Annotated in this window: 12 protein-coding genes; 8 read left to right on the plus strand and 4 right to left on the minus strand. The window is 68.3% G+C overall.

Features of this window, described 5'->3' with window-relative positions; all coding sequences use genetic code 11:
• Nucleotides 1-6: 6 nt before the first annotated feature.
• Nucleotides 7-864 (minus strand): universal stress protein, encoded by an 858-nt coding sequence (locus J2847_RS06305; RefSeq protein ID WP_209777995.1) that lies wholly within the window; start codon nucleotides 862-864, stop codon nucleotides 7-9.
• Between the two features lie 442 nt (nucleotides 865-1,306).
• Between J2847_RS06305 and J2847_RS06310 the strand changes: the two genes are divergently transcribed.
• The gene (locus J2847_RS06310) at nucleotides 1,307-3,019 is read left to right on the plus strand and encodes a sensor histidine kinase (RefSeq protein WP_209777997.1); all 1,713 of its coding nucleotides are present in this window, start codon (nucleotides 1,307-1,309) and stop codon (nucleotides 3,017-3,019) included.
• 195 nt (nucleotides 3,020-3,214) lie between these two features.
• Here the strand turns inward: J2847_RS06310 and J2847_RS06315 are convergent, their stop codons facing one another.
• From J2847_RS06315 to J2847_RS06325, 3 genes are all read right to left on the minus strand, one after another.
• Entirely contained in the window at nucleotides 3,215-4,054 is an 840-nt protein-coding gene (locus J2847_RS06315) for a universal stress protein (RefSeq protein WP_209777999.1), read from the minus strand.
• Nucleotides 4,055-4,313: 259 nt separating this feature from the next.
• Complete coding sequence (locus J2847_RS06320; protein ID WP_209778001.1) at nucleotides 4,314-7,043, minus strand: HAD-IC family P-type ATPase; 2,730 nt, start codon at nucleotides 7,041-7,043, stop codon at nucleotides 4,314-4,316.
• A 713-nt stretch (nucleotides 7,044-7,756) separates the two neighbouring features.
• Nucleotides 7,757-8,650 carry a GntR family transcriptional regulator gene (locus tag J2847_RS06325; protein ID WP_209778003.1) on the minus strand — a complete coding sequence of 298 codons (894 nt, stop codon included), beginning with the start codon at nucleotides 8,648-8,650 and terminating at the stop codon, nucleotides 7,757-7,759.
• A gap of 201 nt (nucleotides 8,651-8,851) precedes the next feature.
• On the opposite strand from J2847_RS06325, the gene J2847_RS06330 reads away from it, so the two are divergent.
• The 7 genes from J2847_RS06330 (at nucleotide 8,852) to J2847_RS06360 (ending at nucleotide 15,581) form a co-directional block, all read left to right on the plus strand.
• Nucleotides 8,852-10,006, plus strand: coding sequence for a mannitol dehydrogenase family protein (locus J2847_RS06330; RefSeq protein ID WP_209778004.1), 1,155 nt, complete (start codon nucleotides 8,852-8,854; stop codon nucleotides 10,004-10,006).
• On the plus strand, nucleotides 10,003-10,686 hold the full coding sequence (locus tag J2847_RS06335) for an amino acid ABC transporter permease (RefSeq protein WP_209778006.1): 684 nt from the start codon (nucleotides 10,003-10,005) through the stop codon (nucleotides 10,684-10,686). The genes J2847_RS06330 and J2847_RS06335 overlap by 4 nt, the downstream gene beginning before the upstream one ends.
• An 11-nt stretch (nucleotides 10,687-10,697) precedes the next feature.
• The gene (locus J2847_RS06340; protein WP_085554084.1) at nucleotides 10,698-11,351 is read left to right on the plus strand and encodes an amino acid ABC transporter permease; all 654 of its coding nucleotides are present in this window, start codon (nucleotides 10,698-10,700) and stop codon (nucleotides 11,349-11,351) included.
• Between the two features lie 31 nt (nucleotides 11,352-11,382).
• Nucleotides 11,383-12,129: an amino acid ABC transporter ATP-binding protein gene (locus tag J2847_RS06345; protein ID WP_209778008.1), complete on the plus strand. Its 747-nt coding sequence runs from the start codon at nucleotides 11,383-11,385 to the stop codon at nucleotides 12,127-12,129.
• Between the two features lie 65 nt (nucleotides 12,130-12,194).
• Entirely contained in the window at nucleotides 12,195-12,980 is a 786-nt protein-coding gene (locus tag J2847_RS06350) for a transporter substrate-binding domain-containing protein (RefSeq protein ID WP_209778010.1), read from the plus strand.
• 58 nt (nucleotides 12,981-13,038) lie between these two features.
• Nucleotides 13,039-14,049: a zinc-binding alcohol dehydrogenase family protein gene (locus J2847_RS06355; protein WP_209778012.1), complete on the plus strand. Its 1,011-nt coding sequence runs from the start codon at nucleotides 13,039-13,041 to the stop codon at nucleotides 14,047-14,049.
• Nucleotides 14,050-14,057: 8 nt separating this feature from the next.
• Nucleotides 14,058-15,581, plus strand: coding sequence for a UxaA family hydrolase (locus tag J2847_RS06360; RefSeq protein WP_209778013.1), 1,524 nt, complete (start codon nucleotides 14,058-14,060; stop codon nucleotides 15,579-15,581).
• The last annotated feature ends 155 nt before the right edge of the window (nucleotides 15,582-15,736 follow it).

Genomic DNA, 15,736 nt, shown 5'->3' on the forward strand with positions numbered 1-15,736 from the left:
GCCCGGTCAGTGGGTCAGCAGCAGCGCCTTGTTCGGATGGCGGAGCATGAAACGGGTCACGCCACCGAACACGGTCTCGCGCAACCGGCTGTAGCCATAGGCACCCATGACGATCAGGTCGGCGCCGAGTTCGTCGGCGCGCCGGATCAGCCCATCCCCCAAATCGTCCAACCCGGTGCGCACGGCGGCGAACTCGGCGTCCACGCCGTGCCAGCGCAGATACCGCAGCAATCCCGCGCAGTCATGCGGGTCCACCGATCGTGGTTCAGTGGACAGCACGAAGACGCTGTCGGCACGATGGAGGAACGGCAGGCCGGCGGCGACGGCGCGGGTCGCTTCGACGCTGCCGTTCCAGGCAATGGACACCGACCGTCCGAGCGGCGCGGAGTGTTCGGGCGGAACCAGCAGCACGGGCCGTCCGGTGCCGAACAGCGCCGCCTCGACAGCCGCCTGCTGTCCGGGAAGGGTGCTGTGGCCGAAAACGATCAGGTCGGCCTTGCGCCCCTCGCGGGGAAGCAGGGCATCCGCCGTGCCGCGGATCGTCCGCCATGCCGCCGACGGCCCGTCCCGTTCGGGCTGTCCGGAAACGGTCAGTCCGCTCAAGGAGGTCGTGGCCCGCTCGAACAGGCCGTGGGCCCGCTCGCGGATCGCGGCGTTCTGGGCGCGCACGGTGCGCGTCATGTCCAGGATCACCGGCTCGGGCAAGCCCTGGGCGAGGAGCGGTAAGGTGTCCTCCGGACGCGGATCGATGTAGAGGGCGTCGACGTGCCCGTTGAACTCCCGCGCGACGGCAAGCGCTGCGTGCAGGGCGTGACCATCCGTGTCGCTGCCGGTCATCGGTGCCAGTATCACATGGTACGACATTCTGCCTCCTTTCACCGCCCCATCGCGGTTCGCGACGGACGCTCGCAGGCAGGAGAGCCGCCAGCGTTCCGTTGGAGTGAAGAGAGCAGACACGGACCATGTCTGGATTGATCGAGATTAAGACATAAGCAAAATTGCCATGCTTACAAAAATTTCTTAAATGTATGTTCGCAAGCTGCGGTCATGGAAGGAGTGTTTCGCAAAACCAGCAATATGTCTCCGCAAGTGTTTAATAAAATGTTGGAGCGGATTCGTCGTGATTTGACTCTCTCTGGAGTCTTGTGGCGAGAGTGGAATCGGCATATTCTGTTTGGCGTATGATATTGAAGTAAATGTATTTTGCATTCTACGATAATTTACTGCATGTGCGCTTGGTGCCCGTGGCGTAGCGTGACGATGGCGCAGCCTTGTCTTTGGATAATCGGTGTCACGGAGGAATCCGATGGATGTGGCGACAGTCCCGGGTGCTCGACCGGCCTCCCCCGTTGCGGCAAGGCGCAACATCGCCTCCGCGCTCCTCAGCATGATGGGGCCGCCGCTGGCGGCCATGGCCCTGGTCACCGTCGGCCTGATCGCCTGGAATTTTTCCCACCAACGCGGGTTCGCCGAGGCGGAGATGGTGAGAACCGCCAGGGCTCTGTCGGTCGCGCTCGACCGCCAGTTGCTCGTCACCACCAGCGCCCTGGAGAGCCTCGCGGTCGCTCTGGCCGACGACCGGGACCCCGAGCATGCCTACCGCATGGTGCAGGACGTCAAGGCCCGCCATCCCTATTGGTCGCATGTGACACTCCGCACGGTTGCGGGCGATGTGCTGTTCACCACCGCCGTCCCGTTCGGAACCTCCATGCAGGGCGGCAATTCCATGGATGCCCTGGTGGAGAAGGCCGTGGCCACCGGCCGGCCGCAGATCTCGAACCTCCTGTATGGGCCGATCGCCCAGCCCCCCGTTGCGGCGGTGCTCGTGCCCGTTTCGCGGAAGGATGGTTCCGCCGATGCACTGGTTGCGGTGGTGACCACGGCCAAATGGCAGGAGCTTTTGCGTGAGGAGGGGGGCGCCGAGGGCTGGGTGGCCGGAATCATCGACCGCAACGGCATCGTCGTCGCGCGGACGCGCGGCGCCGAGCGCTTTGTCGGCAAGCCGGCGCCGGGCTGGGTTCTCGACGCGATCGGCAAATCGCCGGACGGCTGGGCCGAAGGCCCGGCTCTGGAGGGCGAAGCCCTGTCGCTCGCCTTCTCCCGGTCGGCGGTGTCGGGATGGAGCCTCGCCTTCGCCGCTCCGGCCAGCCTGTTCGAGCAGCCGATGCGCCGGTCGCTGTGGCTGGCGGCGGCCGTCAGCGGCGCCACGATCCTGGCGGCCCTGGTCTTCGTGCTCGCCTACGCCCGCCGGCTGTCGCGGTCGATGGCCGGGCTGGCGCGGACGGTGGATGTCCTGCGACGGCCGGGGGGCGCTCTGCCGCCGACTCCGGTCTCCGCCTCGGCGGAGTTGGCGTCGGTGTACGAGTCCATGCGGGACGCCAGCCTGTACCTGCTCCGGGTGGAACAGGAACGCGCGACGGCGATGCGCGAACTCCAGCACCGGGTGAAGAACGACCTTCAGGCCATCATGGGCCTGATCGCCATGGAGCGTTTCCAGAGCCCTTGCGCCGGAAGCTGCGCCGTGCTCGATGAGCTGGAAGGGCGGATCGAGGCGTTGCGCCTCGTCCACAGCCGGCTCTACGACGCCCGGCGGGTCGGAACGGTCGAACTGGGCGGGTACCTGCAGGAGCTTTGCGGCAACGCCGTCGCCCTGTATGGCCGCAGCCATCCCGGAGGCATAACGCTGGCGGTGCACGCCGACGACGTCGAGGTCGGCCATGACGTCGCCGTTCCGCTCGGCCTGATCGTCAACGAGTTCGTCACCAACAGCGCCAAGCACGCCTTTCCGCAACGGCCGGGGCGGATCATGCTCGATCTGACGCTGATGGAAACGGGGCATGTGCGCTTGCTCTTGGCCGACGACGGGATCGGCCTGCCGGTCGAGCGCGCGCGGTCATCCGGTCTCCAACTGATCGGGCTGCTGGCGCAGCAGGTTGGCGCGGAACCGGAATGGGCGGTCGGCGCGGGCACCAGCCTGCAACTCTCCTTCCTGGTCGCGGCGGTGGCCGAGGCCGCCTGAAGACCCGTTGCCGTCATCCAGCCGTGTTTCGATGTCGTGGTCTGCCGCCAGCCTGGCCGGCCGAAGGGTGGCCTCGATCCAGGTCGACGCCGGACTTTCGACCGGGGTGCCCAGGGCTTGGCACGACCTCGCAAGGCCGGCGGTCGGCCTGTTGAACCGGGTCCTGCGCCAACGCAAGCAGGTTGGAGGGACGGCCTAATGGGACATAAGGACCGGTACCGTCATGCGCTTGAGCATGGCGCGGGTCATGCCGCCGAGCACCAGTTCGCGCAGCCGGGAATGGCCGTAGGCGCCCATGACCAGCAGATCGGTCCCGGAGTCGGCCATTTGGTTGAGCACCAGATCGGCCGCATCGAGCTCGCCGCTCCGAAGGCACAGGGTGTCCACGGACGCGTTGTGGCGGGCCAGATGGCGGGCGATGTCGGCGCCGGGATCCTCGCCATGGCTCCCTGCCGCCTCCGGGTTGACGGTGAGGACCTGCACCGACCGCGCCCTCTCGATGACGGGCATGGCGTCCGCCACCGCGCGGGCGGCCTCCCGGCCTCCGTCCCAGGCCACCAGGACACGCTCGCCGATCGTCGGGAAGGTTCCGTAATGGGGAATCAGCAGAATGGGGCGGCCGGACGACAGCAGAAGCAGTTCGGCGTCATGGTTGTCGATGTCGGAAGCTTCGTCGCCTCCGGGCTGGCCCAGGACGAGAAGATCGGCGTACCGTGCGTGCAGCGCCAGCCGGTCGGCGATCATCGCCGGAGGGCAATCCATGAGGCGTTGCCCGGTCGCGCAGCCCTGCCGCGCGAGCACCGCATCAAGCGCCGCCGCCGCGCGCTCCGCCGTTTCGGTCGCACCTCTTTCGAGGGCCGCCATGACGGACGCGGGGGGCGGTATCTCGGCGCTGAAGCGGAACTGCGGCTGCACCCGGATCACGAGCCCGGTCAGATGCGCGTCGAACCGTTCCGCCAGCCGAGCGGCGGCTTCGATCCTGCGGACACCGGTCGGGGAATGGTCGAAATGGACCAGGATTTCCTTGTAGGACATGACGGGTCTCCCGCTTCGTGGCTTCTCTCGCGGGAAGGATGGGCCGTTTGCCGGCGCCGGCCTTTACCTGGGTCAAGATGGCCGCGGTGCATCGGCATTCTCCGTGGGATGCCACCGGTCCGCGTGATCCGCGTAGAGGCGCCGAGCCTCCCGTCCGGTCAGCGGACGGATCGGGGCCGCGCCAAATCATTCCATGCGGGGGGCGTGGGCTGCCGCTCGTCTGCCCGCTGATAGGCCGCCGCCATTCTTTGTCCCGGCTTCAATCCCTCCTCTGGAACAACGCGCGCCGGACGAATTTCTCCAGTTCGAGGACGGCGAACAGGGCGGCGCCGGTGGCAAGGATCGCCACGCCGTCGTCGATGCCGACCGCGCCGATGTCGAAGAAGCGCTGCATGATGGGAGCATGGGTGAAAACAAGCTGGAGCGTCACGACCGCGCCGACGGCCGCCAGGACATGGGGCGTGCCCCGCAGACCGATGGCCGTGAAGGAGGGGACGCGCAGATAACGGACGCTGAAGAGATAGAACACCTCCATGCAGACCAGCGTGTTGACCGCGACGGCGCGGGCCTCGGCCAGGCTGGCGCCGCGGTCCAGGGTCCAGTGGAAGGTTCCGAAGATGCCGAGCAGGAACAGAAGCGAGACGAGAACCGTCCGCCAGACCAGGAAGCCGGACAGGATCGGTTCACCGGGCGGCCGGGGCGGCCGGGTTATCGCGCCGGCCTCCGGAGGCTCGAACGCCAGCGCCATCGACAGGCCGATGGAACTCACCATGTTCACCCACAGGATCTGCACCGGCGTGATGGGCAGCGTGGTGTCGAGCAGGATCGCCGCCACGATGCCGAGGGACTCGCCACCGTTGATCGGCAGCAGGAAGAGGATCGCCTTCATCAGGTTGTCGTAGACGGTCCGGCCCTCCTGGATCGCCGCGACGATCGAGGCGAAGTTGTCGTCGGCCAGAACCATCAGGGCGGCCTCCTTGGCGGCCTCGGTGCCCTTCCGTCCCATGGCGATGCCGACATCGGCCTGCTTGAGCGCCGGGGCGTCGTTCACGCCGTCCCCCGTCATTGCGACGACCGAGCCGTCCGCCTGGAACGCCCGCACCAGGCGCAGCTTGTGCTCGGGGCTGGTGCGGGCGAACACGTCGACGTTCGGCGCGGTCCGGCGAAGCGCCTCGTCGGACAGGCGGTCGATGTCCGATCCGGTCAGGACGTCCTGCGGGTTGGCGAGCCCGAGGTCGCGGGCGATGGCCCGCGCCGTGTCCGCATGGTCGCCGGTGATCATCTTGACGCGGATCCCGGCCGACCGGCAGCGCGCGACCGCTGCGACGGCCTCGTCGCGCGGCGGATCCGCGATGCCGAACAGGCCCAGCAGCGACAGACCACCCTCGACGTCGTCGAAGCGCAGGAGCAGCCGCCCAGCCGGCATCGGCTTCCAGGCAATGGCCAGGACGCGCCACCCCCGTGAAGCCATCCCGACGACACGCGACCGCCACAACGCGGCATCCGGGGCCGTTCCGTCACCCAGCTCCGCCTGACCGTCGCGGGGCTGGAGCTCGCACATGGCCAGGACCTGTTCGGGCGCTCCCTTGACACAGACGAAGGCGGTTCCGTCATGGCCGTGATGCAGCGTCGCCATGAATCGGTGCTCGGGCTCGAAGGGGATGATGTCGGTGCGTGGGAACAGCCTCCGGAGCTCGTCCGGATCGATCCCCGCCTTGCAGCCGAGCACGACGAGGGCGCCCTCCATCGGATCGCCCTCGATCCGCCAGCCCCCGCCGTTCCGCCGAAGGCACGCGTCGTTGCACAGCACCGCCGCCCGAGCGATTCCGTCCAGGTCCGGCACCTCGCCAGGATCGGCAAGGGGCAGGTCATCCTGCCGGAAGCCGCCGCGCGGGCTGTAGCCGGCACCGTCGACCTCGTACTGGCCGGAGGCCGTGGCGAGCGCCTTGACCGTCATCTCGTTGCGCGTGAGGGTGCCGGTCTTGTCCGAGCAGACGATCGACACGGAACCGAGCGCCTCCACGGCCGGCAGGCGGCGGATGATGGCCTGGCGCTTCGCCATCCGGGTGACACCGACCGCCAGCGACACGGTCAGGATGGTCGGCAACCCTTCCGGGATGGCCGCCACGGCGAGGCTGACCACGGCCATCAGCGTGCCGGCCGCCTCATGGCCGCGGACCAGGACGCCGAGAGCGAAGACCAGGGCCGCGCCGGCCAGCACGCTTCCGGTCACCCAGCGCGCGAGCGTGCCGACCTTCTCCAGGAGCGGTGTCGTGAGCGTCCGCACGGAAGCGAGCAGGCTGGTGATTCGCCCGATCTGCGTGCCCGCGCCGGTGGCGACCACCACGCCCAGACCCTGGCCCGCGACGACCAGCGTCCCGGAGAAGGCCATCGACGCTCGGTCGCCCAGCGGGCTGTCCAGGGCGACCGGCTCCACGCTCTTGGCCGCCGCCACCGACTCGCCGGTCAGCGCCGCCTCATCGATCCGCAGCCCGCGGGCGCGCAGCAGGCGCAGGTCGGCGGGCACCCGGTCGCCGGGTTCGATCAGCACGGCGTCGCCGGGCACCAGACCGGCCGCCGGGACGGCGCGCCTTCGGCCGTCGCGGAGGACGGTCGCTTGGGGGGCGAGCATGCCGCGGATCGCGTCGAGCGCGCGTTCGGCCCGGCCCTCCTGGAGAAAGCCGATGCCGGCGTTCAGGACGCAGACGAGCAGGACGACCACGGCGTCGGTCCAATGCCCCAAGGCGGCGGTGACGGCCGCCGCCGCCAGCAGGATGCGGATCAGCAGAGTGCCGAACTGGGACAGGAACCGGCGCAGCGGGCCGCGAACCGAGGCGGCGGGCATGGCGTTGGCGCCGCAGGTACGCAGACGGTCGGCCGCCTCCCGCTCCGAGAGTCCGTCGGCTCCGGTGCGGAGTTCGGAACAGACGGCGGACGGGTCGATGGCGTGCCAGCACCGCGCCGGGACGGTGGATGGATCCCGCGGCATGCTTCGGTCCTTGTTCGATGGATGGAACGGATGCCTGTCGCGATGATACCGGCCGCAGTGTCCGCCACCGCCGCCGGCCGGCCCTTGACGCAGGTTAAGAGCGCCGAACAGAATTCCGTTTTCGCCATCGGTGCCCAATGGAACCGTCATCCCCGCGAAGGCGGGGATCCAGGCTTTTCCCATGGGTTCCGCTCGGAAAACTCTGGATCCCCGCCTTCGCGGGGATGACGTGTCGAGAGACGACTCAAGCTTCTGTTAGGCGCTCTAAAGGCTGGTGATTCCGCCGTGTCACCCATCCCCTTGACGGTGGCAGAAGAGAGGAGTGCCTGCCGGGAGGAACCACCGCGCCGCGGTCTCGATCAGACGGCATTCAGGCCGCCGACCGTCGCCTCCCGGTACCAGTTGATCCGGTCGCCCCTCAGGAAATCGTCGCGCGGATGCCGTGGCACCGCTTCGCCGAACCAGCCGCGAGGGATGTTCGGGAACAGCTTGAGCCCTCCCTCGATGAAGCGCTGTGGCGGGATGGCCGCCCGACAGTCACGCGATCGTGGACAGCGATCCGGACGGCTTGGCGTCGTTGACGACGCGTCTCTGGCTTTCGAGCGGCCAGACGCCGGGAAGGGAAGCCAGGAGGGTCGGGAGTCCGATCCGGCGTCCGTACGGAACGGGACACCATGACAGGGCGTCCATCGTTCCGCCTGGAAGTCCAATTCCTACCTTCGCACCTCCATGGAGCGGAGCAGGCTCGCGCGAGCGGTGTCCAGATGGGTGCGGCAGGCGGCCATCATCCGCTCCGGGTCGCGGCTTTTCAGGCCCCGGATGTAGGCGAGATGCTCCTGGATGGCGACCGCGTTGCGCTCCTTCTCGTCGCGCTTGTTCCACGGGTAGTGGTAGTGGAAGACCATGGAGATCACGTCGAAGAACATCTCCATGAAGCGGTTGGGCGCCGCCTCGTTGATCAGGCTGTGGAAGCGCTGGTCCAGCTCCGAGAATTCCATGAAGCGCTGGTCGATGTCCTTCAGCAAGGCGACATGCTGCTCCTCGATGCGGTCCAGCTCCTGCCACAGCGGTGATTTCGCATCGAGTTCGATGAAGCGCCGGGCCGAACGGAGTTCGAACATCTCGCGCACCTCCGTCAACTCCTCCGCGAACTCCTCGGTGAAACCGCGGAAGACCCAGCGGCTGTTCGGGCGCCGCTCCAGCAGACCGAAATAGCTGAATTGGTTGAGGTGCTCGCGGATCGCCGAGTTCGAGGTGCCGAACTGGCGGGCGAGGTCGAGGCCGCTGATGTGCTGGCCTGGCTTGCAGTCGCCCTGCTGGATCCAGGCCATGAACTTCTTCTCGACGGTGGTGGCGACCGATTCCGTCTCGGTGTCAGGGTAGTAGTCGGTGGGGGCCGGGTGGCGCAGGATCCGCTTCGCGCGCTTGTCGATGCCGATCAGCCCGGCGGCGGTCAACCCGTCGAGGACGGCGCGCACCGTGGTCCGACTGACGTCGAGTGCAGCCGCGAGTTCGTTCTCCGACCCCAGATCCCCGCCCAAGGTGCGCGTGGCGACCAGATCCAGGCACTGGTTGTAGCTGCGCTTGTAGAGGGTGTTGGTCTTCATGCCGTGGGTTCCACCCTGTTTTTTCTCATTGGTTTTTTCCCATAAAAAACAGATTGACCCTCTCTCTTCTCCTATGTTTGTTATCCGTAACGAACAGGTGACGTCAACAATCAAGATGACGGACGAGCGGCGGTGCGGACGGTTCCAGCGGAAACCGGAGCACCGGCGAACGCTCCGCCGTCGAGGGGAGATCTCCGGACGATGACCGGCCGCATCCTACAATTCGGCACCAGCCGCTTCTTGCAGGCCCATGTGGATCTGTTCGTCCACGAGGCGCGGGAGGCCGGCCAGCCGGTCGGGCCGATCGCGGTGGTCCAGGCGTCGGGCTCGGCGGAGCGGGCAGGGCGCGTCGCCGCCTTCGGCCGTCCCGGCGGTTTTCCCGTCATCATCCGCGGCATCGAGAAGGGCGCTCCGGTGGAACGCCGGATCCAGGTGACCAGCGTCGACCGCGGCCTCGCCGCCGCCCGCGACTGGGAGGAACTGTCGGCGCTGTTCGCCGGTGAGACGGATGCCGTCGTCTCCAACATGGGCGACACCGGCTACGAGGTCGCCGCCGCCGACCGTCATCCGGCGCTGCTGTCCGGCACCGCCGTCCCGCACTCCTTTCCCGGCAAGCTGCTGGCTCTGCTGCACCGGCGCTGGCGCGACGGCGGGCGGTCGCTGACGGTGCTGCCCTGCGAGCTGGTCAGCCGCAACGGCGAGGTCCTCGCCGCCATCCTGGCCGGGCTGGCGCGGGACGCGGGCGCGCCGGCCGGTTTCCTCGACTGGATGGCCGGGTCGGTGACCATCGGCAACACGCTGGTCGACCGCATCGTCTCGCAGCCGCTCGACCCGATCGGCGCCGTGGCCGAGCCCTACGCGCTGTGGGCGATCGAGCGCCGGCCCGGCCTGTCGGCCCCCTGCGGGCACCCGGCGATCGTGATGACCGACGATCTGGAACGCTTCGAGCGGCTGAAGCTGCACATCCTCAACCTCGGCCACAGCGTGCTGGCCGACCTGTGGATGGCGGAGCGGCGCGACCCGGACGAGACGGTGCGCGCCATCCTGGCCGACGGCCGCGTCCGCGACCGGCTGGAAAGCCTCTACCGCACCGAGGTGGTGCCGGGCTTCGCCGCGCGCGGCATGGCGGCGGAGGCGGAAGCCTACGTCGCCACCACGCTCGACCGCTTCCTCAACCCCTTCCTCGACCACCGCATCGCCGACATCGCCCAGAACCACCCGGCCAAGGTCGGGAAGCGCATCGGCGACTTCCTCGCCTGGGTGTGTGGCGCCGGTTCCGCCCGCCACGCGACCCCGCTGCTCGACGGTGTGCTGGGGGCCGTTCTGGCCCGGCCTGCCGAGGGGATCCGCTCATGACCTACGAATTCGACTTCTCGGTCCTTCTCCCCTTCTGGCGCGAATTCGCCACCGGGGTGTGGCTGACCCTGCAATTGTCGGCTCTGGCCACGGTGCTCGGCTTCGTGCTCGGCACGCTGTGCGCCATCGGCCGGGCCGACGGCTCGCCCGCCGTCAAATGGGCGGTCGCCACCTACGTCGAGGTGATCCGCAACACGCCGCTGCTGGTGCAGATCTTCCTGGTCTATTTCGGCATCGCGACGCTGGGCGTCCATGTGTCGGCCAACATGGCGGCGGTCATCGCGCTGGTGGTCAATGTCGGCGCCTACACCTGCGAGATCGTGCGCGCCGGGCTGGAATCGGTGCACAAGGCGCAGTTGGAGGCGGCCGACTGCCTGGGGCTCAGCCGGGTGCAGACCTACTGGCACGTCGTGCTGCGGCCGGCGGTGGAGCGCGTCTATCCGGCGCTGACCAGCCAGTATGTGCTGCTGATGCTGGCCTCCTCCATCACCTCGCAGATCTCGGCGGAGGAACTGACGGCGGTCGCCAACCGCATCCAGTCCGACACCTTCCGCAGCTTCGAGACCTACATCGTCGTCGGTGTCCTCTACCTGCTGCTGTCCTTCGTCGTGCGCGCCGCCTTCTGGGGCTTCGGCATGGTCGTCTTCGTCCGCCGGCGCAAGCTCGGCACGGCGCTCTGAGGGGAAAGGTCATGCCCGGTTTCAGCTTCACCCATCTCGAATTCCTGGCCTGGGCGGCGCTCTGGACGGTCGGGCTGTCGGTCATCGCCTTCGTCGGCGGCGGGCTGCTCGGCTTCGTCGTGGCGCTGGCCCGCGTCTCCGCCAGCCGGTCCCTGCGGATCGCCGCGATCGTCTACATCCAGCTCGTCCAGGGCACGCCCCTGCTGATCCTGCTGTTCCTGATCTATTTCGGCGTCGCCATCGCCGGCTTCGACGCGGTTCCGGCGATCATCGCCGCCGGGGCGGGGCTGACCGTCTACTCGTCGGGCTTCCTCGCCGAGATCTGGCGGGGCTGCATCCAGTCGGTGCCGAAGACCCAGTGGGAGGCGGCCGAATGCCTGGCGCTGACGCGCTGGCAGCGGATGACGCGGGTCGTCCTGCCGCAGGCCCTGCGCCTCGCCACCGCGCCGACCGTCGGCTTCCTGGTGCAGATCGTCAAGAACACCTCGCTGGCCTCGGTCGTCGGCTTCATCGAGTTGTCGCAGGCCGGCAAGCTGATCAACAACTCGATCTTCGAGCCCTTCACGATCTTCATCGTCGTCGCCGTCTTCTACTTCGCCCTCTGTTTCCCGCTCTCGACCTGGAGCCGCAGCCTGGAAAGGAAGCTCAATGTCAGCCGTCGCTAAGCCCGCGCGTCTCCGGGAGGACGAACAGCCCATGCATGCCCCTGTTTCCGCCAAGGCTGTCGTCAGCCTGTCGAACGTCCACAAGAGCTTCGGCGCGCTGAAGGTGCTGGACGGCGTGTCCTTCGACGTCGGCCCCGGCGAGGTCACCGCCATCATCGGCCAGTCGGGGTCGGGCAAGTCGACGGCGTTGCGCTGCATCAACGCGCTGGAGACGATCCAGGAGGGCAGCATCCATGTCTGCGGCCACGCCGTCCACGACCCGGCGCTGGACCGCCGCGCGCTGCGCCGCGACGTCGGCATCGTGTTCCAGAGCTACAACCTGTTCCCCCACCTGACGGTGGAGCAGAACATCATGCTGGCGCCGACCTGCGTGAAGTCGATGTCCAAGGCCGAGGCCCGCGAGCTGGCCCGCGAGGTGCTGGCGCGCGTCGGGCTGGAGGCCAAGGCCGAGCAGTATCCCGAGCAGCTGTCCGGCGGGCAGCAGCAGCGCGTCGCCATCGCCCGCTCGCTGGCGATGAAGCCGAAGCTGATGCTGTTCGACGAGGTGACCTCGGCGCTCGACCCGCAGCTCACCGGCGAGGTGCTGAAGGTGATGGAGAGCCTGGCGGCCGGCGGCATGACGATGATCCTGGTCACCCACGAGATGGCTTTCGCCCGTCGCGTCGCCTCGACGGTCATCTACATGCACCAGGGCAAGGTGTGGGAGAGCGGTCCGGGCTCGATGCTCGACCGCCCGCAAACCGAGGAACTGCGCGGCTTCGTCGGCAGCGGGCTGTGAATTCCTCCCTCTCCCGCCTCGGGAGAGGGCAATTCGAATCGCAACAAATCCAAACGGAGGAAACCATGAACCGCAGACACCTGATCGCCGCGGCCGGCATCGCCATGCTCGCCAGCCTGACGGCCCCGGCCTTCGCCGACAGCCTCGACACCATCAAGGCCAACAAGAAGATCCGCGTCGCCATCGACCTCGGCTCGCCGCCCTTCGGCATGAACGACAGCGCCATGCAGCCGACCGGCTCCGACGTCGAGACCGCCAAGGCGCTGGCCGCCGATCTCGGCTACGCGCTGGAGATCGTCCAGGTCACCAGCCCGAACCGCGTGCCCTTCCTGCTGACCGGCAAGGCCGACATGGTCATGGCCTCCTTCAGCATCAACGAGGAGCGCAAGAAGGTCATCGACTTCTCCGCCCCCTACGGCGTCATCCAGGTCGTGATCGCCGCGCCCAAGAACGTCGCGATCACCGACCTGAAGGACGTGGTCGGCAAGCGCCTCGGCACGACGCGCGGCTCGACCAACGACAAGGAGGCCACCACCCAGGCCCAGGGCGCCGAGATGGTGCGCTACGACGACGACGCGACGCTGATCACCGCGCTGATCTCCGGTCAGGTCAACATCATGGCCTCCTCGCCGCAGGTGATGGCGGCGGTCAACGCGCGCCGGCCGAACGACCCCTACGAGGTCAAGCTGGTGCTGAAGACCAACCCCTACGCCGCCGGCTTCCGCAAGGGCGACGACGCGCTGCGCAAGGTGGTCGACGATTGGATCGCGACCAACCTCGCCAACGGCAAGCTCAGCAAGATCTACGAGACCTACAACGGCGTCCCGCTGCCGGCCGAGATGCCGAAGTGACGCGAACCGGGCCGGCCACGGCGCCGGCCCGCCCCCATCCGACAGGAGTTTCAGGACAATGAAGGCGTTGATCTGCGAGGAACCCGGCCGCTTGGCGGTCATCAGCCGGCCCGACCCGGTGCCGGGCGCCGGGGAGGTCCTGGTCCGCATCCGCCGCGTCGGCGTCTGTGGCACGGACTTCCACATCTTCCAGGGCAAGCACCCCTTCCTGGCCTATCCCCGCGTGATGGGGCACGAGCTGTCGGGAACGGTGGAGAGCGCGCCGGAGGGCAGCCGCCTGAAGGCCGGCGAGAACGTCTACATCGTGCCCTACCTGTCCTGCGGCGTCTGCGTGTCCTGCCGGCGCGGCGTCACCAACGCCTGCCAGAACATCCAGGTCGTCGGCGTCCACCGCGACGGCGGCATGGCCGAGTATCTCTGCGTTCCCGAACAGAACGTTATCCCGGTCGGCGGCGCCTCGCTCGACGAGGCGGCGATGATCGAGTTCCTGGCGATCGGCGCCCATGGCGTGAAGCGCGGCGGCGTGACCGCGCAGGACCGCGTGCTCGTCGTCGGTTCCGGCCCGATCGGCATCGCCGCGATCATCGCCGCCAAGGCGCGCGGCGCCGACGTCACCGTCATGGACATGCGCGAGGATCGGCTCGCCTTCACCCGCGACAGGCTGGGCGCCGACCATCTGCTGCGCGCCGACGCGGAGGCCGAAGCCGAGGCCAAGCGGCTGACCGGCGGCGACTTCTACGACGTGGTGATCGACGCCACCGGCAATTCGGCGGCGATGCACCGCGGCTTCGGCCTCGTCGCGCACGCCGGCCGCTACGTGCTGGTCAGCGTCGTGCCGGGCGAGATCACCTTCTCCGATCCCGAGTTCCACAAGCGCGAGACGACGCTGCTCGCCAGCCGCAACGCCCAGCCCGACGATTTCGCCGAGGTCGTCCGCTTCATGGAGGCCGGCAAGGTGCCGTCGCTGGCGCTGAACACCCATCGGGGCGCGCTGGCCGACGGGCCGGAGCTGTTCAAGGAATGGCTGCGCCCGGAAACCGGCGTCATCAAGGCGATCCTGGAGGTTTGACGCGCGCCATGGCTGCTCTTCCCATCCTCCGCCTGCACGCGGCCGACAACGTCGCCACCGCCGTCGAAGCCCTGGCCCGCGGACAGGAACTGCCCGGCGGGCTGACCGCCGGCGCGGCGATCCCACGCGGGCACAAGATCGCCACCGCCGCCATTCCGTCGGGTGCGGCGATCCGCAAGTTCGGGCAGGTGATCGGCTTCGCCAGCGGCGATATCGCGGCGGGGGACTGGGTGCACGAGCACAACGTGGCGCTCCAGGAGTTCGAGCGCGACTACGCCTTCGCCGCCGAGGCGCGGCCGGACGAGCCCCTGCGGCCCGGCGAGGAGCCGGCGACCTTCCAGGGCTTCCGCCGCGCCGACGGGCGGGTCGGGACGCGCAACTGCATCGGCATCCTCAGTTCGGTGAACTGCTCGACCACCGTGGTCGACTTCATCGCCGACGAGGTGACGCGCTCGGGCATCCTCGACCGCTACCCCAACGTCGACGGGGTGGTGGCGCTGAAGCACGACACCGGCTGCGGCATGGCGGGGAAGGGCGAGGAGTTCGACATCATCGCCCGCACCCTGTGGGGCTACGCCAGCCATCCGAACTTCGCCGCCGTCCTGCTGGTTGGGCTGGGTTGCGAGGTTCTCCAGATCCCGCGCCTGAAGCAGGCCTACGGCATCGTCGAGGGCGAGCATTTCCAGAGCCTGATCATCCAGGAGAGCGGCGGCACCCGCAAGACGGTCGCCGCCGGCGTTGCCCGCGTGATCGAGATGCTGCCCTTCGCCAACGCGGCGCGACGCGAGACGGTCCCGGCGTCGGAGCTGACGCTGGCGCTGCAATGCGGCGGCTCCGACAGCTATTCGGGGCTGACGGCCAACCCGGCGCTGGGGGCGGCGGTCGACATCCTGGTGCGCCAGGGCGGCACCGCGATCCTGTCGGAGACTCCCGAGATCTACGGCGCCGAGCATCTGCTGACCCGCCGCGCCGAAAGTCCGGAGGTCGGGCAGCGGATCGTCGAGCTGATCGACTGGTGGACGGCCTACGCCGCGCGCACCGGCGGCGAGCTGAACAACAACCCCTCCCCCGGCAACAAGGCGGGCGGACTGACGACCATCCTGGAGAAGTCGCTGGGGGCGGTTGCCAAGAGCGGCACCTCGACCCTGCGTGGGGTCTACCGCTACGCCGAGCGGATCGACCGCAAGGGCTTCGTCTACATGGACACGCCCGGCTACGACCCGGTCGCGGCGACCGGGCAGGTGGCGGGTGGCGCCAACATGCTGTGCTTCACCACCGGACGCGGCTCGGCCTACGGCTGCAAGCCGACGCCGTCGATCAAGCTGGCGACCAACTCCGACCTCTTCCACAAGATGGAGGAGGACATGGACATCAACTGCGGCGACATCATCGACGGCGTGACGATCGAGGAAAAGGGCAGGGAGATTTTCCGGCTCATCCTCGACATCGCCTCGGGTGCGCGATCGAAGTCGGAATTGCTCGGCTATGGCCGCAACGAGTTCGTGCCCTGGAAGATTGGCGCCGTCATGTAGAGGGACTGAGGGAGCCAGCACCCGAAGAAAAATGCAGCGAGGGCGAAAAAAGCGCTTGCGGGGTTCGGTCTGTCCGCCTATAAAGCGCCTCCCGACGCGAACGACGCCGACGCGGTCCACGAGGACGGCAGGCAGCGACGCGACGGGGAGCCAGA

Origin of the sequence: Azospirillum agricola, assembly GCF_017876095.1 — a bacterium.
Taxonomy (GTDB): Bacteria; Pseudomonadota; Alphaproteobacteria; order Azospirillales; family Azospirillaceae; genus Azospirillum; species Azospirillum agricola.

What these genes read in the sequence shown, in the direction of transcription:
- J2847_RS06305 (WP_209777995.1), bottom strand. Translation starts at nt 864, where the DNA reads ATGTCGTACCATGTGATACTGGCACCGATGACCGGCAGCGACACGGAT.
- J2847_RS06310 (WP_209777997.1), top strand. Translation starts at nt 1,307, where the DNA reads ATGGATGTGGCGACAGTCCCGGGTGCTCGACCGGCCTCCCCCGTTGCG.
- J2847_RS06315 (WP_209777999.1), bottom strand. Translation starts at nt 4,054, where the DNA reads ATGTCCTACAAGGAAATCCTGGTCCATTTCGACCATTCCCCGACCGGT.
- J2847_RS06320 (WP_209778001.1), bottom strand. Translation starts at nt 7,043, where the DNA reads ATGCCGCGGGATCCATCCACCGTCCCGGCGCGGTGCTGGCACGCCATC.
- J2847_RS06325 (WP_209778003.1), bottom strand. Translation starts at nt 8,650, where the DNA reads ATGAAGACCAACACCCTCTACAAGCGCAGCTACAACCAGTGCCTGGAT.
- J2847_RS06330 (WP_209778004.1), top strand. Translation starts at nt 8,852, where the DNA reads ATGACCGGCCGCATCCTACAATTCGGCACCAGCCGCTTCTTGCAGGCC.
- J2847_RS06335 (WP_209778006.1), top strand. Translation starts at nt 10,003, where the DNA reads ATGACCTACGAATTCGACTTCTCGGTCCTTCTCCCCTTCTGGCGCGAA.
- J2847_RS06340 (WP_085554084.1), top strand. Translation starts at nt 10,698, where the DNA reads ATGCCCGGTTTCAGCTTCACCCATCTCGAATTCCTGGCCTGGGCGGCG.
- J2847_RS06345 (WP_209778008.1), top strand. Translation starts at nt 11,383, where the DNA reads ATGCATGCCCCTGTTTCCGCCAAGGCTGTCGTCAGCCTGTCGAACGTC.
- J2847_RS06350 (WP_209778010.1), top strand. Translation starts at nt 12,195, where the DNA reads ATGAACCGCAGACACCTGATCGCCGCGGCCGGCATCGCCATGCTCGCC.
- J2847_RS06355 (WP_209778012.1), top strand. Translation starts at nt 13,039, where the DNA reads ATGAAGGCGTTGATCTGCGAGGAACCCGGCCGCTTGGCGGTCATCAGC.
- J2847_RS06360 (WP_209778013.1), top strand. Translation starts at nt 14,058, where the DNA reads ATGGCTGCTCTTCCCATCCTCCGCCTGCACGCGGCCGACAACGTCGCC.